Source organism: Limibacter armeniacum (assembly GCF_036880985.1).
Classification (GTDB): domain Bacteria; phylum Bacteroidota; class Bacteroidia; order Cytophagales; family Flammeovirgaceae; genus Limibacter; species Limibacter armeniacum.
In genome coordinates, this window is the sequence record NZ_JBAJNO010000003.1 from 116,289 (window position 1) to 136,109 (window position 19,821).

The window sequence follows — 19,821 nt, forward strand, 5'->3', positions numbered from 1 at the left end:
GAATGGAGATTTTTCTTTTGGAAGGCAATTTCAGACGATATTTTCTGATGCATTTTTACTCAACTGGAGCAACTATACGTTTGGCAGGCTGCTATTTAGTCTTTTGATACTGATTTTTTTGGCGACTACGTACCAATCGTTTTGTTTTCTGAAATGAAAGTTCCTTTTCCTCCCTTTTCAGCTTATCATAATTTTTCAAAGCTCTCTCAAATGCTGCTTCATACGACTTGTAATCATTTTCCATATCCAACCTATTGATTTAGCCACTGTTTGAATTTACTTGTACGCTCCAATGGAATAATAATCTCCATTTGGCTTTCAGGTTTAGTATTCACTTTTAGCCTACTTCGCGAGTACTGTACAACTTCACTAATGGCTTCCATCTGGATGATGTATTTTCTATTTGCCCTAAAAAACAGTTTGGGGTTCAATTCCTTTTCCAACTGGTCCAAAGTGTAGCTTGTATCATAGGTTTTACCACCAAAAGTTGTAAAAAACACCGCCTTGCTTTCTGCAAAGAAATAGGCAATTTCTTCTGCCTTGATGGACTTGATCTGGTCTCTTACAAATACCATAAAACGTTCCTTATACTCAGGCACCAATTGGTTCAGCACAATCTGTCCTAGCTTCTGATAATCTATCGATTCACTTTTATCCACTGTTACTGGTGAATGGAACCTAAAGTACTTTTTGATACTCTTTTCCAGCTCTGGTAAAGCTATAGGCTTCAAGAGGTAATCAATGCTATTCTGCTGAAAAGCTTCAATGGCATATTGGTCAAAAGCAGTGGTAAAGATGATTGGGGTTGCTACTTCTATCCTCTTAAAGATTTCAAAGCTGTTGCCATCTGCCAAATGAATATCCAAAAAGATCAGGTCGACTTCCTCATTGGTCAGGAAATCAACTGTACTGGAAATGCTATCAGTAACTTTCACTACCGAGAAGTCTGGCTCCACTTCGTGTAGTAACTTTTCCAATTTTCTGGCAGATAATGCCTCATCTTCCACGATCAATACACTAATCATTGTCTACTTCAATTAATGGTATTTTGGCTACAAAGTCCTTGTTGACAACCTTGAATGAAGGTACCTTATCAGTAATCAAGGCATATTTTTTTTCCAAATTATTCAACCCCTTATGGTTGGACGCAATATCTTTCAGAAGCCTTGGCTGGTAAGTATTGGTTACGACCAGATAATCCCCTTCCTCATAAACACGAATATGGATCGGTTTTTCTTTACTGACGATATTGTGCTTGACTGCATTTTCGATTAGCAACTGCAACGATAGTGGAGGAATATACTTTTGCAATACCTTGTCAGATACATTCTTTTCAAAAAACAACCCTTCCTCAAACCGGATCGAGATCAGGAACACATATGAGTCCGTAAACTGCAATTCTTGCTGAACGGATACCACCAGCTCCTCCTGAATATTCAACGTATAACGATATATTTTGCTCAACTCCTGAATAAAGCGGTCTGCCCTTTTGACATCTTCGTAAATCAGGGAAGAGAGTACACTCAAGCTATTGAATAGAAAATGATGGTCCAGCTGCTGTTTCAATACATTGTACTTGGTTGTGATCTGCTCTTTCTTCAGCTTCTCCATCGAGATTTCCAGATTCACTTTTTCCTCATACATATTGATCAGCTCCACGATTACCATAATCAGAATATGCATCACAATAGGCATGGCTATTCTGGTGTCATGGGAAGGAAACTTTATCTCATTTGGAGGTGGTACTTTCGGAAAAAATAGTGGAAAAACATTGATTGCGATAGCGGCTAATGAACCTGCAACTAATAGGTCAACCAAAAACCTCAATATCAGGTTTTTGTTCCAAGGCAAGTAATGGTTCAGGCTCCGAACAGCAAAGTCAAATACCATTACCTGAAAGATGAAGTAGAGAAATATCTCAGGTACAATATTGATCAGAAAAAACTGAACCTCTTCTACTGTCTTAAGTCCATAGATCAGCATGATTCCAATCGGAATTGGCAGTAGCAGCAGCCAAATCAGCGGGATCATCAGTACCTTATAATTGAATTTTCTCTTCAGCTTCATAATGGTATCCTAAAATAGTTGACTAAAAAGGTACTGGAAAGTTACACAGGAATTCCCAATTCAAGGCATTCCGCTTTCCAGTACCTAAATAAGCTTACTGCTTTAGCAGCATCCCTGCCAATTGCAACAGATTTACTTCTGAAATCTTTGCAGCATATCTGGCATTATTCAACCTGTTTTCTGCTTCTAACAAGTTTTCCTGTGCAGCTCTGAACTCGACTGTATTTGACTGACCAAAGGCGTAGGACTCCTCGGTCTGTTCAAAGTTCAATCTTGCTTGCTCCACACTGGTTTCTTCCATCTTTGCCAACTGTTTCTTGTAAACATAATCGGTCCAAGCATTGGCAACTTCCTTTTCCAGCTCCAGTTGTTGCTGTGTTGTTGTAGCCTTTTGCGCCTCAATATTCAAACGAGCGTTCTGTTCCTTGATACGTTGCTGGCTACCATTGAAGAGGTTCATACTCATCTTGACCCCTGCTGATGGTCCCAAGCTTCGGTTATAGACCATTTGGCTGGCATCGTTCTCCTGTTGGTTCCATCCGTATGCACCATAAAGGCTTATGGTCGGATACCTATTGGCATTGGTCACCTTAGAATCCAACATACTGATTTCTTCCTGCTTTCGCTGTACACGCAAGGAAGCGTTACTGGAGATCACTTCAGCCATGATTTCTTCCCTGTCAAGGTTTTCCTGATAAGTGACATCCTCCTCAACTTTGTAGTTTGTATCTACAGGTTGCCCCATCACCGTATTCAGATTGCGAATCGCTTTCTCCAAAGCCTGCTCTGATTCCAAAACCTTGGTACTGTCCGTGTTCAAGTCAACCTCAGCATTCAATACCGCCAAACGATTTTGTTGTCCGTACTGATACTGCTCATTTACCTTCTCAAGTCGCTGTCTTGACACGTCCATTGAAACCTGCGCTGATTTCAGGTTCAGTTGCTGACGACAAACCTCGTAATAATATTGTACTACCTGAAGCATGGTACTTTCCATTTCCTGATGGTATTTCAAAGATTCAAGGTTTTCTGTCTCTTTCAGTTTTCTGAAATTATATCGGTTACCGAACCCATCAAACAGCACGTAATCCACTTGTAGCTTTGCATTATAGCTCAGTGAAGTAGCACCATTGATTTCCTGTCTGTTAGTGCTCAATTCACTGCCACCAGCACCTCCTGCCTGTACAAACTCCACCTCTGTATCTGTATTGGAGTAATCTGCTCCAGCATTTAATGAAACTGAGGGCAATAGACCTGCATTACCTACTTGGGCATTCTTAGATGCAATTTCCTTTTGCGTCTCCGCTACTTTTAGCTGATAGTTACTGCTCAATGCTGTTTCTACTGCCTGCTGCAGTGTCAGTTTTTCCTGACCAAGTCCCACTGTTGAAATTGAAAGCAGGCTCAGCATCAGCATACTGAATTTATACTTCTTCATGTGTGTATTCGTATTTAATTTCCTTGATCGCACTTTCCACTTCTTCTGAGGTTACTGCCTTTCCTGTTTTTAATGAAGCCCACAGTACCTTCAACTTATTGACCAGTGTCAACAAGACTGGCAATACAAATAGTGTAGCCAATGTAGCTGCCAGAATACCATAGGCAATGGTCACTACCATCGGTACAAGGAAACGAGCCTGCAAGCTCTTCTCAAAAACCATCGGTCCCATACCTGCAATGGTAGTCAGGGAAGTCAACAGGATTGGACGGAAACGAGATGCTCCTGCTTCAACCAATGCATCAACGTATTTCATTCCTTGCTTCAGGTTAATGTTCAAGGCATTGATCAATACCAATGAATCATTGACCACTACCCCAACAAGTGCAATCACCCCAAGGAACGAGATAATACAGATAGGTACACTGTGAATCCAATGGGCTATAATCACCCCAATAAAACTGAAAGGAATCATGGCAAACACCAGAATGGACTGGCTTACCGATCGAAGGGTAAATATGACAATGGCTAGCATCAATACCATCACAACTGGCAGTACCACTTTGGCAGAGCGCATCACCTTGTCCTGCTCACGTTTCTGACCGTCATAGCTGGCTGTAAGTCCAGGGTACTTGTGCTGAAGCTCAGGGATATATTTCTCGTTTACCTTCTTGATAATCTCCGGAACGGATGCGTCAGGATCTGTCAGCTCGGCAGTAATCTGCACTTCACGCTGAAAGTCAAGGTGATTGATAGCCGAATAGCCATTGACAAAACTTAGCGTGGCAATCTCAGAAAGCGGATAGGCATTTCCGTTCGAAAGGCGGATTTTCATATCCTCCAGCTGTCCAATTGCATTTCTGTTTTCAGGCTTGTAACGTACCCAAACCCTTACCTCGTCCTGTCCTCTTTGAAGGCGTTGTACCTCCAGACCAAAGAATGCCTGTCTTACCTGACCAATCACATCCTGCAAGCTTATTCCCAAAAGATTGGCTTTCTCTTTCAGTTGCAGGTGAATCTCACGGCTACCTACTGGCGTGTTATCCGCAATATCCCTTAGTTCAGGAATTTTTGTAAGCATCTGTTTCAGCTCTTCCTTGGCTTTGCTCAATGAAGAAATATCTGAATGGTTCAATGAAAGTGCGAAAGGCTTTCCGAATGGAGAAAATGCTACAAACTCATACTTCTCTGCTCCCGGAATGGATGGCACACGCTGCTGAATACCATTGATGACATCATAAATACCTCCTGTTCTTACTTCAGCATCCAATAGGGTAATACTGACCTGAACCTTGTTTTCTGAGTTTTGGTAGCTTTCTGACACCTGCTGAATCATATGTCTGCCCTCAGGCTGGTTCGCTGTCAACTCCTTGTCTACCTCGTTAATTGCCTTATTGATCTCATCAACCCATTTTGACGTAACCTCCTCTTGTGTACCCGTTGGCATCTGCAACGATAAGGTAATGTCATCACCTTCCACATAAGGGAAGAAAGTCACCCCTACATAGCCCTTTGCAATCATGCCAATGGCAATCATAAACAGCGCAGTTGGCGTACAGATGGCTACCAGTTTGTTTCTTAACAGGAATATAATTGCAGGGCGATACAAGTTTTCTTTAGCCCAACGCATAGCGTCCTCGGTGTACTGTGTAGGCTTGAAGCTCTTCTTGTAACCTTTTTTCAATGCCTTTGAGTGAGCAATATGTCCAGGGAGAATGATCAGCCCTTCTATCAACGATACAAACAGGATCGAGATCACAATCATGGACATCTCCGAGAAAAAGTCACCCATATTTCCATCTAGGAATATAAAGGCTGAGAATGCCACCATTGTGGTTAATACTGCTGAAAGTACTGCCGGAATTACCTCCATTGTTCCATCAATGGCTGCCTTTACGGATGTCTTCCCTTTCTCATAATGCTGGTAAATATTCTCGGCAATCACAATCGCATCATCCACCAGAATACCCAGTACCACAATCATGGCAAAGAGGGTAATCATATTGATCGTAACGGCGGTATAGGAGATAATGATAAACATACCCAGAATGGATATCGGAATACCTCCTGCTACCCAAAACGCAATACGAGGATTCAGGAATAATGAAAGGAAGACCAGTACCAAAACGATACCCATAATACCGTTTTCTGTCAGCAGGTCAAGACGTTGTTGAAGGATAACAGACATGTCCTTGATGACTGTCGCTTCCAGCAATTCATTTTCCTGATTGAAATTGTTGATATAGTCTTTTACAAGGCTGGAGATATTTACTACATCCTCCTCATAGGTACAGCTTACTGTCACAATGGCTGTCCGATTTCCATTTAACAATGCCTTGGTTGGTGTATCTTTCCATTGGTCTTTGACTTCAGCCACATCCTTCAGCCTGATCACACCACCATTTTCAGTATTCCTGATTACCAAATGGTCAAGTTCCTCACTCTGGTATCCTTTGCTTTTGACACGAATAAAAAACTCTTCCTTACCATCCTTGATGCTACCACCTGTCAGGTTAAGGTTTGCTTCAGATACAGCTGCTGCCACCTCCTGAAAAGTCAGGTTATAAGCCTGCATGGCAGACTCATCCAACAGGATCACAATTTCTTCATCCGGAAAGCCTGACAAGGATACTTTTGAAATCCCTCTGATCGCCATCAGGTCCTTCTCAATCTTGCGCGCATTTTCCTTGAGTGTATGCAGGTTCACCTTATCCCCTGTAATACCAAAGTTGATTACGAAGTTGGTATTTTCCTGCTTGTAGGTGATAATGGACTCCACACCTGTAGGGAATGAGCTGATACGGTTCACGGCATTTTCAACATCAGCCAATGCCTGTGTCATATCCGTACCTGATATCATCTCTACGGTTACCTGTCCACTGTTTTCCGATGACACAGAAGTCAGTCGTTCCAGACCCGTTACGCCTTTGAGGTTTTCCTCAATCTTTAGGACAACTCCTTCCTCCACTTCTTCAGGGGAAGCACCCGGATAAACGGCTTCCACCATAATATTTCGCTTAGGGCTATTTGGAAACAGGTTGCTATTCATCCTGCTTGCCCCAATAAATCCGAAAAAGACAATCAGTACCATCACAAGGTTGACTGCCAACGGAAACTTGATAAAGTATTCAATAAGTTTTCTCATGAGCTAAGTTGCTGAGGTTGACAGTTCATTACTTTTTTACCTGTACAGACATGCCTTCAAAGGCACTCTTCATCACCGTGGACAATACCGCACTGTTGGCAGGCAATCCCTTTACAATGGCGATGTTTTCCTTTTCGGCTAGTACCTCTACAGGTTGAAGCTTCAGTTTGTCGTTCACGACCACAAACACCTTGCTGCCAGTCAGCAGCTTTCTCGGTAGCGTAACAGCACCTTCAAATTTATCGGCAGTAATTTCTGCTTCCAGAAACATCCCTTCCTTCAGTTCCTTTCCTGAAGTCGCTACAAATACCTTTACAGACTGGGAACTAGCATCAATGTTACCTCCAATTCTTGCGATTTTCCCATCCCATTGACCTTCTATATCCACTGATGAAAGTGCTACCACATCTCCAGCTTTCAGATAAGCAACATCCTTTAGTGGAACAGTCAACTCAAGCTCGTAAGCGCTTGTATTGATCATCTCACCCAATTGTGTTCCAGGTCTTACAGCCTTTCCTACAGCAACCATTGATTGAGTCACCACACCACTGAAAGGTGCTCTGATGACAAACTTTCTCAGTTGTTCTTCTGCTGACTGGATAGAGTAATAGGAATTGTAGATGCCTTTTCCTGCGATAAAGTATTTTTCTTTTTCTGTCGCTGGTTCAGGAAGTGCCTTCAGTGAATTGTTGAGGTTCAGCTCTTCCAGATACTTTTTCCATTGCGGATAGCTTTCAGGAAAGTCTGATTTCAAGTCTGGGATGATGGCTGTAACGCTTGAAAGGAAATTACTTTTCTGAGCAAGCAAACTCATCAGGTTTTCCTGCTTGTCAATACTCAATACAACCGCACCTTTACGGTAATACTTACCTTCCTTAAATACCTTGGCAGATGCCTCTAAAGCACCATCTACCTGTGCATATATTTCAAAGCGTTCTTTGGCTGTCAGTTTTCCGGTCGCCTTGATGATGTTATCCACTTCCTGAGCTACTGGATGGATCACCTCAACCAATGGTGCTTTTTTCTCCTTGATTTCAGCTTTAGCCTTAGCCTGTTCCGGCATAAGTTTCAGGAAAGCAACAGCTACTAACAGGATCAGTACCCCTGCCCCTACTGACATGAATTGTTTCTTCTTCATTTGTGCTTATGTTTTCAAAAAATATTGATAGAGCGTTTCTGGATATGCCTTCAGGCACGGCTCAAAAGTGGAGATGATTTATATAAACACGAATTGAAAGTGGATGAACCCGAAAAGATAGAGGATGAAATTGTTTCAGATGCAATACTTAGGCTGTTGAAAAAATAACATTTTTATAGATACCTTCGCACCCAATATTGTTGTCACAAAAAAAGTAAAGAACATGAAAGTAGAAGATTCATATATCGAGTATGCCAACGGTTTCAGTAAGGATGTTATTACCATGAAAGATATCCAAAAGGCAATTATTGACATTGCTGATATGGAAGAAAACTATGGTGCCTTTTGGGTTGGTGTGATTGTAGAGGGGTTAGACAACGAGATCACGATGGAGGCACATCAGGACCATATGGTCATAGTCCAATTTGCAGAAGGCAAAGCCAATGAGTTTACAAAACAGCTAGATAGTGCTCAAGAGGTAGAACAATATTTCACTCTGCTGATGAGTGGAAATATTGAGGAACTGAAAGAAAAAATGGGATGCATATAAATCAGTTAAACTGATCTAGTTTAAAAAGCTGCCTTCTAAAATAAGGCAGCTTTTTTTGCTACAACCACAACTAAAACCACACACAACAAACTCTTTATCAATATATTAAAATCACACTTCGGGACATTTTCCTTAAAAGGGTAAGCTACAACGCTAAGTTTTTAATCCATAGTTTGCGTTAATGTATTTCCCCGCCCCTCTAACATTAATGTCACCACTTCATATTGACTTCTCTCACTTTTTTCTATTTATAAAACCTGGAAAATTGCATACGCCAATTTTTGACAACGCACACATACCAAAACATATGAAAACAGATATCCATATTGCGAGGGAGACTGTCCTTCAACCAATTCAACAGATAGCTGAGAAAGTCAATATTCCAACTGATGAACTATATCCGTTCGGTAAACATATTGCTAAAGTTCCACACACTTTAGTAGACCTTGAAAAGGTCAAACAATCCAATCTGGTACTGGTTACTTCCATCACGCCAACCAAATCAGGAAATGGTAAAACCTTAACTTCCATCGGATTGACGTTGGGGTTAAACAAGATTGGCAAGAATGCCATCGTAGCCCTTCGGGAACCTTCATTGGGTCCTTGCTTTGGAATGAAAGGCGGCGCTGCTGGTGGTGGTTATGCGCAGGTACTGCCAATGGAAAAAATCAACCTGCACTTTACAGGAGATTTCCATGCGATCACTTCTGCCCATAATATGATTGCGGCAATGCTGGACAACTACCAGCACCAAAATCGTTTCACGGGCAAAATGTTAAAGGAAGTTGTTTGGAAAAGGGTATTGGATGTCAATGACCGAAACTTACGCCAGATTGTAACAGGTGTTGGAGGCAATGCCAATGGAGTCATGGCTGAATCAGGATTTGATATTACGCCTGCCTCAGAAATCATGGCAATTCTCTGCCTTTCCACAGACCTAGATGATCTGAGGGCTCGTATTGAAAATATCTTGCTAGGTTATACTGCAGACAATCAAGCGTTCATGGTACAAGATTTAGGCATCGCCGGTGCTATTGTAGCACTGCTGAAAGATGCGCTTGACCCGAACTTGGTTCAAACCACTGAGAATACGCCTGCTTTTGTACATGGAGGTCCATTTGCCAACATTGCACATGGATGCAATTCCGTTCTTGCAACGCAAATGGCTATGACCTATGGTGATTATGCGGTAACAGAAGCTGGCTTCGGTGCTGATCTTGGTGCTGAAAAATTCTTTAATATTAAATGCAGAAAAACAGGTATCGTTCCAAAGGCTACAGTCATTGTGGCAACCTGCCAAGCACTTAAGATGCATGGAGGTGTAGACCTCTCTGCAATTAAAGCTGAAAACCTTGATGGTATATACAAAGGGTTAGAAAACCTGGAAAAGCATGTTCGTAACCTACTCGCTTTTGGACAGGAAGTCGTCATTGCCTTAAACAAGTTTCCTACCGATACAGAGTCTGAAATGACCATTGTCCGAAATTGGGCTAGAGACCGAGGGCTTCGTATCGCTACGCTGAATGCATTTGCTGAAGGCGGTGAAGGTGCTATAGACTTGGCTAAAGTAGTAGTTGATGCAGTAGAGAATGGTAAAAGTAAGCTGCATTTCAGTTATAAAACTGAGGACAGTCTTGAAGAAAAACTGGAAGCCATTGTCAAACAAATCTACGGAGGAGAGGGAATCGTACTGGAAGGAAAGGCTCCAACGATGCTGCGTAAGATCAAACGTTTAGGACTGGAGCAACTTCCAGTCTGCATTGCCAAGACGCAGTATTCTTTCAGCGACAACCCTGCGAACTATGGTGTTGCCCATAACTTCCGCATCACCATAGATGACCTGATCATCAATAAGGGTGCTGGATTTATTGTCGCCAAGGCTGGTACAATCATGCGTATGCCGGGTTTGCCAAAAGTACCGGCAGCAGAACATATTGATGTAATTAATGGAGAAATTGAGGGGCTTTCCTAACTGGAAAAGAACTTAATACTTAGGTGTTTTATATTAGTGATTTTTGTTTTGATAAAGCCTTATCCAATCGGATAAGGCTTTTTTTATCATTCCGTCTCCGCTATATTCGCAGAAATAAAGACTTTCAACACACCTGTCCAACATTGGTATCCTTCATCAGTCAGGTGCAAACCATCATCTGTAAATTCGGCTTTCAACCTTCCTGACTCATCCTTAAAATAAGGGTTCAGGTCAAAATAGGACGCTCTTAACTCCTCTGCCAATTGATGCAGTTTTTGGTTTAAACCATCAATTCGGTCATTTGGACGAGGCTCGTTATCTCTTGTCGGGAAAAGAGAAATAAACACAAACTTTCCCTTCTTTGTATGTCTTCTTACCTTATCATAGATATGGGAAATCCATTCCAGAATCTCATCATCATGGCGGTACCTAGCCAAGTCATTGGTGCCTATACATAGAAAAATATAGTCATAGGGAATATCATTGAACCATGAACCATTAATCCTTCCAGCGCACTCATGGGTACTGTCACCAGAGACACCCTGATTATTGACATCCCAGTTCAAAAGCAGCTTTCCTGTATCAAACCCATCGGTGATCGAGTCACCCAACATCAGTATTTTCATTTTGATAAAGTGTATTGGTTATCGGTCTTTCTTTTAATTACAAGATCAAGATAATGCATCTGTGTACTGTTTTCCTAACCGTTTTTTAGTCTTAAGATATCTCAAAAATTTATTTACAAAATTTCATTTTATGCTTCTATTTTAATTCAATTGTTAATAAATTGAATGAGTAATCATTTAATAATCAAATGATTAATATTCATTTATTAAACCAAAACCATGAACTACACACAACCCAAACTATGGGTAGCAATCTTGCTAACCATTGGATTTTTGTCTGCATGTACTGACCAAGACGAAATCCTGCAAGAACCAATTCAAGAAGTCCAAGAACAACTGATGACCCGACAGGAAATCGACAAAGCCATCATCAACAGCCTCCAAACCTCCGACGAATTCAACTGGAACCAAGCCTCTGACAGAATGCTCTGGAGTGCCCTGCTACAAGGGGACAGTATCCTGACGATAGGCTACAAACCAACTGATGAAAGTGACATCTCCAAAAGAATGGCTAACATTGACATCAGTCAGGACCAATGGAAAGCCACCAAAAATGAGGTATTGACTGAAATCGTTGACCTGATCAATGCCAAAAATGGAAGTAACCTCAGAGTGGGTAACTTGTCGTATTTTGCACATGACGTACTCCCATTTTTTGAAATCAAGGTGACAGATATTGAGGTGATCTCAAAAATCCGAAGCCGTGAAGATGTACGCTATGCCGAACCACTTGGCTATGAGGTGGATTTCGGAAGAGGGAACACCAATGTCAGAACTACCAGCGACTCCGGTTGTGACAGTAACTATGCCGGCACATTGCCATCTTCTGACTACCATGTGGTCACACCAAATGCTAAGGTATCATGGAACTATGCCTATATGAATATCGAGCAGGCATGGAACTACAGTACAGGCGACAATATCGGTGTCGGACTGATTGACACTGGTATATCCCCTAACCAGAACAACCTGAATGGGGCTTTCAGCTCAGGACTGTCCACTAACCGTTTTATACAAAAATACGGCACCTATGTGAACTCCATCTGGTGGTGGGGCGAACTGGATGGTCCAGATGACCAGTGCGGTCACGGTACAGCAATGGCGGGTACCATAGCGGCTCCACGAGGCAGTGTAGGTGCTTCGGTTGGTGTTGCCTATAATGCCAACCTAGTAGCCTACCGTGGCACAGGTGATGTAGTCATCAATGCCAGCAATGAAAAAACAGGTGTAGCGGATGCCTTGGTAGGAATTGGCAACAGAAGTGATGTAAGAATCATCAGTATGTCGATTGGTGATGTATTCAGCAACTCAAAGGTAGCTGATGCCATCCGTTATGCTTATGGCAAAGGAAAACTGATCTTTGCAGCAGCAGGTACTTCCACCAACTTTACCAACTGGTACGGTGTTATCTTCCCTGCAACCATGTCAGAGACCGTAGCCGTAACAGGTATCAAGGAAGGTAGCTACAACAAATGTGATGTTTGCCACTCCGGCAGCAAGGTAGACTTTACCATTGTGATGGAGCGTGCTGGCAGCAATACCAAACCTTTGACGCTTGCCATGAGTGGCAATGCACCATCCACAGTAGGAGGCTCTTCGGTAGCAACTGCTACAGCAGCAGGTATCGCAGCCTTGGTATGGGCTAAAAACCCAAGCTGGACAAGGGATCAGGTACTAAACAAGCTGAAACAGACAGCTGACCTTTACCCTAACAAAAGTAGCGAATATGGGTGGGGAACCTTGAATGCATTGGCAGCAGTGCAGTAAAACTCATTTTTAAATACAAAGCCCTTCCTATCCTTATTCTGGATTGGAGGGGTTTATTTTTATCAATACCCTAATGATTCACAAAGTTGCACAATACATATTAAAGTCTAAGCTTATACATGCTCCCTCCACCATCATTAACATATAGCTCTCCATTGATTATTAAAGGATTTCCTATACCATAATCAAAATTCTCTTCTAAGAAGATATTGCCATCTTGATCAACACCTATGAATTTCCTAGAAAAAGTCCCATAGAATATTCCATCTTTATAATTAATCAGTTCCGTACTAGGTGAGTAATCTTTTCCAGATGTGTTCCATAAAACTTCACCCGTGTTTTTGTTTAAACAGGTAATGCCTTTTTCATATGAGGGAACAAAAATTTTATCCCCTACAACTAAAGGTTTATAATGTGCTTGCGGACGCAGAGGGGTTTCCCAATTTACTTTACCATCATTTACACTCAGTGATCGGATCATTCCTTTTTTATAGATAGAATCATAACAGACAAATATATTTTGACTATCTAAGACTGCTTTACTACCAAAATAACCTGTGTGAGCAGTTTTCCAGATAATACCTCCATTTCGGGGATCGATTGCAGCAGTGTACTTATTTGATTTATCAGAGAAATCCATGTCACTAGCTATCAGTAATGACGATTGAATAACAGGCTTAGACGATGACATCTGTCTATATTCAGGTTTTGTTTGCCATACTATCCTACCATCATTCTGATCGAAAGCATATATCCCTTGCCCCCTAACGGATCCAAAAATCAAAGAATCTTGATGGCATAAGGTCTGTCCTATCTTATCCCCAATTTTATTAAACCATCCAATATCACCATCCAAGTTGAAACACGTGATTTTATCAAATCCTCCCACAAAAATATGATCATAAATTATTAATGGCTGTTGATTATCATAACTAGTACTGTTATCATTTTCCCAAATCACTTTTCCATCTTCAAAATTTATTTTAATTATCTTATTACGTGTCAAACCATAGAGGTAGTTTTCTTTATATATCAATGATGTTGCATTCCATTTTATATTGTCGATTTTCCAGACTAATGTCAGGTGCTCCATCTCTTTGTCATCATGCTTTGAAAGACAAGAATTAACAAATAATAAAGTCAATAATATTATTATGAATTTCATAATATTCTATTTGCAATTAGTCAAATAAAACAATATCAATGTGCAAACACTTCACTCTACGGTACACTTTTTTATAACCAACTAAAAACCAGTTTTTCAGATGGTGTTTTGGGACTAATTCCCCTCCAAAACTTCTTCCAAAGTCCTTTGATCTCATTACCTACTTGGCGGGATCTCGTACAGAAATGTTCCTGCAACAGATCTTTTCCCTTTCTGAAATAGCTGTTCTCCCTGTAACCGTGGTTCTTTACTTTTATGTTTTGTACTTTTTCATGGAAAGCCACGCCAAATAAGTGACAAACAGCAAAGGCCATACACACCACAGCAAAAAGTCTTTCAAGCCGATCCAATTTGGTCAGGTGAGTGGCTTCCAGGTTGAATCCCCGCCCTTTGAGCGACTGGAAGAACACCTCGATGCTCCACCGTTTTCTATAGCTTGACAGCAAGCCTCTTTTCATCAGGTTTGAGACTACGATCAGGTAGTCCTTTCGCCCGTTTTTATCCTTGGTCATCTGCATGGAAAGAGTCAGGTCCATTCCATAGATCGTCGCTCTTCGGTCAGTACAGCGAAAGCCTTCTTTGCTCCATACCTCTCCTGTTTTCTCCACACCATCGATGCTGATTTTGTGGTGTGATGGAATCCGAACGCAGAAGACAATCCCTTGCATGGTCATAAACCGAAGCCACTTTTTGCCGATAAACTCCCGGTCTGCAATCACTTTCCCGATCCGCTCGGGAGGTACAATCTGAAGCACTTCCTTCAGCAAATCAATACGCTCCTGCTGGTGGCTGTTTCCTTTTTTGTCCAGTAGCCGAAAAGCCAGTGGGAAACCCACGCCATGACTGTAGGCTGTCACGGCCAGAATATTCACTGCCTGCTTTCTGGACTGCCAGTTGGTTCGGTCAATGCAGAGGGTGATCTTTCCGGATGGCAGGCAGGAAAACAACCATGCCATCAGGGCCTGATAATTGAACACAGCTCCTGACATAAAGCGTTTGACTTGCTTGGTCCGAGAAGCTTTTTGCGCCTTGGATGGCAAGTTTTTGGCTATCTGATGAAATTGCACATTTTCATCTTCCACCAAGGCCGTAATTAGCTTGGCTAGTACCTGTTTGCTTGGTTTGCCTTTGACGATTTGGAAACCGCAGAGGATTTCAAGTATATTTGCAGTCAACATAAAGGTAAAGGTCTGGCTTGTGGTTTTGGCGAACGGCAAAGTTAGACCTTTGCTTTTTCTTGCCCCAATCAGCCCTTAAATAACCTGCAAATATCCTGTAATCCAGCATTACACCCTTAATTCACTTTGTTATTAAAACTGTACCGTAGAGTGCAAACACTTATTTAACCTCTAAATTAGAAATAACAGTCTAACTATTACGATTACTGTCAGTAACGGAACAAGTATCTCTAACAAATTCTTGTTTCCATAATTATTAATTTTGACAACTCTTGGGAATCTTTCTCCCACATATAAGTCTACCTGATCGCCAACTTTTCCCCAATCAGAAGGGGAACCATCTGGAGCGTATTCATACCTATAAGCTTTGTCCTCGACAACATATCTTACATTTAGATACAAAGTTTGGTCTTCCCCTGAGTTTTTATACCTCTTACTGTGGACAACTCCTTTTATTTTGACACAATCATCTATATAATTCTTCTCTTTCTTTAACTGAAAGGAATAATATGGCACACTTAATAATAGAGTCAACACATATAGACATATCAAAAATGGAACAGCAGGAATAATTAAGATTCCGTTACCTTTAAAAATAAGAAAGAGTATATCCAAAATTATAGTGACAGTAGCTAAGGATCTAAAATAATTATCTAAAAACTTACAAGTCTTTATTCGAAAAATTGAATGATAACTATTCAAGTTGAAAAAGTAGGGATTTGACAACAAGAAATACTTCTCCTTACCGCTTAAATTTTCAAACACATATCGATACCCTTTAGAACGTTTAAATTGGATATCAACTAATTGAAAGTCAACTTTAAAAAAATCTATTGTCATTATTTCTAAATTTTTATAAGTACAAACTTATAATTTAAATCTTACCGTTACCATCAATTGACGAGGTCGAAGAAGGTAATAGGTTTGCTGACTAAAATATGGGTCAAAATTCGCTTGTGTGTAATTTCTGTTGTTCAACAAATTTTGTGCAGTAAAACGCACAAATGTTTTTTGATTAAACTTGTATTGATAAGAAAAATCAAGATATAAGAATTCATCCTCAATAAAAGTATGTTCTATCCATTTGTTATGCCATTTGAATTGGTGCTTTTTCTTATTAAACTCAATATCAACTCCCCATATTTTTTGGTTCCAGTCAGCTGGTTCTAACTCTTCTAAAGAGTTTTTAGTGTAGTTACTATTATAGTAGGTAGTAAATATGAGTTCTTTAACAATAGGAAAATCAATCATCCCTTCCCATGCTAATGACGTTGTTGTATTTTGATTAGTCGTTTCGTTGACAATAACGTTCTCATTGGATGTATTCATCGTGACCTTACTTCTAACATTAGTCACTAAGTCTAGGATAAACCAATGAAAATTTCCTGATACCAAATGACTTGTGCCTTTGTTGTTATTGAAATTTGAAGTTTTAATGAGGGCAACTCCATCCTCATTAATATCATATTGATTGATCCAATCTTTTGAATTACTATTAAACCTATATTGAGCTTTGGCACTTAATGCAGATGACGGATTATCATATGCCAATGTTGAACTGAAAGCGTATGACTGAGTTGATAAGATGGATAAAGGTAATTGATGCGCCGTTCTGAAATCCTTAATAATTATGCCACTGTACATTTGTGGCAGCTCTGAGAAATTATTCTGAAAAGTATATGAGTTGTCGAGAGTAAAATTTCTGTATTTATATCGAATATGTGTAGAGGGCTCGAAGACAAATTGATTAACTTGATCCGTTGATTTTAGCACTAAGTCATTTAGTGTACGAGATTGAAAAGATATATGGGGCGTAAAATAAAAAGACAAACCATTTTTCTCATAACGAAAATTGGGTGATATTTTTGGAATCCAGTGCGTGTAACTGAGGTCATTGCTTGCCTCCTCTTGATTATTTTCAATGTTGTCTTGAGGATAGGAGAAGAGTGTTTTGTATTGATAATTGAAGCTGAATTTCGTATCCAAGGTATATGCATGCCATTTTTTAATGATACTGGTTCCAATATAGCCCTTCAACTGCTGCTGTAATGTGTTTTGCACTACTCTTTCATATTCAGCTTGCAATTTTGCTAATGGACCTCCGGTGAAGCTCAATTGTTCTGGCGTTCTTGTATACTCTAAAAAGGAGTTGAGTTGATAATAAGACTCCTTTATTTTGATCACTTGAGAAAGCTTATTCCCTATACTAAAAAAAGTTTGTTGCACCTTTTGTGGGATAAATTCATCGTTTTGATAGAAATCAGAAAGTCCTTGATTGTCTTTGACCACTCTACGGTACAGTTTTAATAACAAAGTGAGTTAAGGGTGTAATACTGGATTACAGGATATTTGCAGGTTATTTAAGGGCTGATTGGGGCAAGAAAAAGCAAAGGTCTAACTTTGCCGTTCGCCAAAACCACAAGCCAGACCTTTACCTTTATGTTGACTGCAAATATACTTGAAATCCTCTGCGGTTTCCAAATCGTCAAAGGCAAACCAAGCAAACAGGTACTAGCCAAGCTAATTACGGCCTTGGTGGAAGATGAAAATGTGCAATTTCATCAGATAGCCAAAAACTTGCCATCCAAGGCACAAAAAGCTTCTCGGACCAAGCAAGTCAAACGCTTTATGTCAGGAGCTGTGTTCAATTATCAGGCCCTGATGGCATGGTTGTTTTCCTGCCTGCCATCCGGAAAGATCACCCTCTGCATTGACCGAACCAACTGGCAGTCCAGAAAGCAGGCAGTGAATATTCTGGCCGTGACGGCCTACAGTCATGGCGTGGGTTTCCCACTGGCTTTTCGGCTACTGGACAAAAAAGGAAACAGCCACCAGCAGGAGCGTATTGATTTGCTGAAGGAAGTGCTTCAGATTGTACCTCCCGAGCGGATCGGGAAAGTGATTGCAGACCGAGAGTTTATCGGCAAAAAGTGGCTTCGGTTTATGACCATGCAAGGGATTGTCTTCTGCGTTCGGATTCCATCACACCACAAAATCAACATCGATGGTGTGGAGAAAACAGGAGAGGTATGGAGCAAAGAAGGTTTTCGTTGCACTGACCGAAGAGCGACGATCTATGGAATGGACCTGACCCTTTCCATGCAGATGACCAAGGATAAAAACGGGCGAAAGGACTACCTGATCGTAGTCTCAAACCTGATGAAAAGCGGCTTGCTGTCAAGCTATAGAAAACGGTGGAGCATCGAGGTGTTCTTCCAGTCGCTCAAAGGGCGGGGATTCAACCTGGAAGCCACTCACCTGACCAAATTGGATCGGCTTGAAAGACTTTTTGCTGTGGTGTGTATGGCCTTTGCTGTTTGTCACTTATTTGGCGTGGCTTTCCATGAAAAAGTACAAAACATAAAAGTAAAGAACCACGGTTACAGGGAGAACAGCTATTTCAGAAAGGGAAAAGATCTGTTGCAGGAGCATTTCTGTACGAGACCCCGCCAAGTAGGTAATGAGATCAAAGGACTTTGGAAGAAGTTTTGGAGGGGAATTAGTTCCAAAACACCATCTGAAAAACTGGTTTTTAGTTGGTTATAAAAAAGTGTACCGTAGAGTGGTCTTTGACCTTAAAATGAAATACATTATTGAAGTAACCTTCTTTCTCATTATGTTCAAAAGTTAGTCTTGTTTTTAGATACTTCTCTCGATAATCAGCCCGCTGTGAGTTTTGAATTTGAATGGTATCGTTTGGGATAAAATATTGTAAATCTGTAATGGACTCCTGAAAACGTAAGTCATCATAAGCATCAATATTTACTTTCAAATCTCCCTTACCAAAACCAGTAATGTAATTGGTTGTAATTACGTGTGTTTGATGGTCATTATATTCAGACTTATTGAAAAGGTTATTTTCAATAGGAGGAATACCCAAAAGATAAGGTGGATTGCTCTCCATCACCCCCCCAAACTCAAGAAAGTCATAGAGGCTTGCATAATTAAACATACTAAGCTCATCCCTCCCACTGTTTGTAGAGGAAATGACATTTACACTTTGATGTTTTTTATTAAAAAGCATGGGCGTCAATTTGCCATACCAAATACTAGGTACACCTCCTCCTACCTCTGCATTTCCGGTCACTGTCACTCCTTCTTTGAGCACAATATTGATGGCTGGATCAATGGAATGCACTACATCTTGTAGCATTTTGATAGGTTGGTGGTCTTTGATGACTTCTATGGATGCAACCGCATTTTTAGGAAGGTTCTTAGAGGCAATCGTATACTGGCCACCAAGAAGGTCTTTGCCCTCGATATAGAACTTATTGATAGACCTCCCCTGATAAGAAATAGTTCCATTTTTACTTACCTCAACTCCCGGAAGGCGTTTCAATACATCCTCAAGAGACTCATCCCCCTCTCTGGCAAAAGCATCTGTGGTATAATTAATGGTATCACCTTCAGCCGTAATAGGATCCGCTTTAATTTCTAGTTCTTTCAGGTATTTATCAGCTGTAATCATTGTGAAGTCAGCCGTTAAATTTTGAATTGAAATAACCCTGCTTTGAATTTCAAATCCTAAAGAGCGAACAGTAACTTGAACACTGTCCGAAGGATTTTTAAGGCTAACATTATAAGCACCATCCTCACTGGAAATACCAAAGCCCAAAATGGTATTTTGGCCTACTGGATAAGCAATAACGCTAGCCCCCTGGATAGGCGCACCTTTTTCATCATTGATACGCCCTTTAACGGAAGTTTGTCCCCAAGCAAAAGAACAGATTAAGAAGAGAGATATAAATGTGACAAATACTTTCATCTAAAAAAAT

The 19,821-nt window shown here is 40.7% G+C and carries 15 protein-coding genes; 4 read left to right on the forward strand and 11 right to left on the reverse strand.

Features of this window, described 5'->3' with window-relative positions; translation table 11 throughout:
• Positions 1–251: 251 nt before the first annotated feature.
• From V6R21_RS02950 to V6R21_RS02970, 5 genes are all read right to left on the reverse strand, one after another.
• Positions 252–1,025, reverse strand: a complete 774-nt coding sequence (locus tag V6R21_RS02950) for a LytR/AlgR family response regulator transcription factor (protein WP_334240733.1) — start codon at positions 1,023–1,025, stop codon at positions 252–254.
• Positions 1,018–2,067 (reverse strand): sensor histidine kinase, encoded by a 1,050-nt coding sequence (locus V6R21_RS02955; protein ID WP_334240735.1) that lies wholly within the window; start codon positions 2,065–2,067, stop codon positions 1,018–1,020. The genes V6R21_RS02950 and V6R21_RS02955 overlap by 8 nt, the downstream gene beginning before the upstream one ends.
• A gap of 94 nt (positions 2,068–2,161) precedes the next feature.
• Positions 2,162–3,505, reverse strand: a complete 1,344-nt coding sequence (locus tag V6R21_RS02960; RefSeq protein WP_334240737.1) for a TolC family protein — start codon at positions 3,503–3,505, stop codon at positions 2,162–2,164.
• The gene (locus V6R21_RS02965) at positions 3,492–6,650 is read right to left on the reverse strand and encodes an efflux RND transporter permease subunit (RefSeq protein ID WP_334240739.1); all 3,159 of its coding nucleotides are present in this window, start codon (positions 6,648–6,650) and stop codon (positions 3,492–3,494) included. Before V6R21_RS02965 ends, V6R21_RS02960 begins: the two co-directional genes overlap by 14 nt.
• Before the next feature lie 28 nt (positions 6,651–6,678).
• Entirely contained in the window at positions 6,679–7,788 is a 1,110-nt protein-coding gene (locus V6R21_RS02970) for an efflux RND transporter periplasmic adaptor subunit (RefSeq protein WP_334240741.1), read from the reverse strand.
• A gap of 223 nt (positions 7,789–8,011) precedes the next feature.
• On the opposite strand from V6R21_RS02970, the gene V6R21_RS02975 reads away from it, so the two are divergent.
• A complete protein-coding gene (locus tag V6R21_RS02975) occupies positions 8,012–8,338 on the forward strand; it encodes a hypothetical protein (protein WP_334240743.1) in 327 nt (108 codons plus the stop codon).
• A 307-nt stretch (positions 8,339–8,645) separates the two neighbouring features.
• Complete coding sequence (locus V6R21_RS02980; protein WP_334240745.1) at positions 8,646–10,310, forward strand: formate--tetrahydrofolate ligase; 1,665 nt, start codon at positions 8,646–8,648, stop codon at positions 10,308–10,310.
• A gap of 86 nt (positions 10,311–10,396) precedes the next feature.
• Here the strand turns inward: V6R21_RS02980 and V6R21_RS02985 are convergent, their stop codons facing one another.
• Positions 10,397–10,936, reverse strand: a complete 540-nt coding sequence (locus V6R21_RS02985) for a GDSL-type esterase/lipase family protein (RefSeq protein ID WP_334240747.1) — start codon at positions 10,934–10,936, stop codon at positions 10,397–10,399.
• 219 nt (positions 10,937–11,155) lie between these two features.
• Between V6R21_RS02985 and V6R21_RS02990 the strand changes: the two genes are divergently transcribed.
• Complete coding sequence (locus tag V6R21_RS02990; RefSeq protein WP_334240749.1) at positions 11,156–12,703, forward strand: S8 family peptidase; 1,548 nt, start codon at positions 11,156–11,158, stop codon at positions 12,701–12,703.
• Between the two features lie 100 nt (positions 12,704–12,803).
• Here the strand turns inward: V6R21_RS02990 and V6R21_RS02995 are convergent, their stop codons facing one another.
• The 4 genes from V6R21_RS02995 to V6R21_RS03010 all read right to left on the reverse strand — a co-directional run bounded on the left by V6R21_RS02995 (position 12,804) and on the right by V6R21_RS03010 (position 17,335).
• Positions 12,804–13,868 carry a PQQ-binding-like beta-propeller repeat protein gene (locus V6R21_RS02995; protein WP_334240751.1) on the reverse strand — a complete coding sequence of 355 codons (1,065 nt, stop codon included), beginning with the start codon at positions 13,866–13,868 and terminating at the stop codon, positions 12,804–12,806.
• A gap of 71 nt (positions 13,869–13,939) precedes the next feature.
• Complete coding sequence (locus tag V6R21_RS03000) at positions 13,940–15,046, reverse strand: IS4 family transposase (RefSeq protein WP_334240753.1); 1,107 nt, start codon at positions 15,044–15,046, stop codon at positions 13,940–13,942.
• A 171-nt stretch (positions 15,047–15,217) separates the two neighbouring features.
• Complete coding sequence (locus V6R21_RS03005; RefSeq protein ID WP_334240755.1) at positions 15,218–15,886, reverse strand: fibroblast growth factor; 669 nt, start codon at positions 15,884–15,886, stop codon at positions 15,218–15,220.
• A gap of 27 nt (positions 15,887–15,913) precedes the next feature.
• Positions 15,914–17,335, reverse strand: coding sequence for a hypothetical protein (locus V6R21_RS03010; protein WP_334240757.1), 1,422 nt, complete (start codon positions 17,333–17,335; stop codon positions 15,914–15,916).
• A gap of 150 nt (positions 17,336–17,485) precedes the next feature.
• Here V6R21_RS03010 and V6R21_RS03015 point away from each other — a divergent pair, with 150 nt between their 5' ends.
• Positions 17,486–18,592, forward strand: a complete 1,107-nt coding sequence (locus V6R21_RS03015) for an IS4 family transposase (RefSeq protein ID WP_334240759.1) — start codon at positions 17,486–17,488, stop codon at positions 18,590–18,592.
• Here V6R21_RS03015 and V6R21_RS03020 read toward each other — a convergent pair.
• Positions 18,579–19,811, reverse strand: coding sequence for a TonB-dependent receptor (locus V6R21_RS03020; protein WP_334240760.1), 1,233 nt, complete (start codon positions 19,809–19,811; stop codon positions 18,579–18,581). The two genes, V6R21_RS03015 and V6R21_RS03020, sit on opposite strands and share 14 nt — an antisense overlap.
• Between the last annotated feature and the right edge of the window lie 10 nt (positions 19,812–19,821).